We start from the raw sequence: 431 nt of genomic DNA on the forward strand, positions 1-431 counted from the left end.
AAGATCGTCGACCCGGATACGGACAGGGTTCTGTTTGAAGAGCAGGGCATGTTCAATCTGCCGGAGCCTGAGCCGGTGGACAGGCCCACCACGATCCAGATCCGCGCGTCGACCAGGAGGCTTCTGAACCAGTGGGACGAGACGCACTACGTTGGCCACAGGCGTTCATACGATGAGATCATCAGGGCGCTGCTGAGCAGCACCATGGAGGAGGAGCCGGATTTCCTGAAATGGAACCTGAAGCCCATTGACAAGCAGATCCTCAGCCTTCTCAGAAGGGGGAAGACGAAGACAAGGGAGATACTTGAAGAGATGAGGAAGCAGAACATCGACGTCACGCTCAGAACGGTTGAGATCAGGCTTGACAACCTGATGGCCAAGGATCTGGTCACCAGGAAGAAGGACGACAAAAGAGGGTACAGTTACAGCCT

General features: G+C 55.5%; 1 protein-coding gene. It reads left to right on the top strand.

Features of this window, described 5'->3' with window-relative positions:
* Positions 1-431 (top strand): hypothetical protein (locus DMB44_RS09445; protein WP_161952134.1); only part of this gene is annotated, 431 nt, incomplete at both ends.

This window comes from Thermoplasma sp. Kam2015 (assembly GCF_003205235.1).
Classification (GTDB): Archaea; Thermoplasmatota; Thermoplasmata; order Thermoplasmatales; family Thermoplasmataceae; genus Thermoplasma.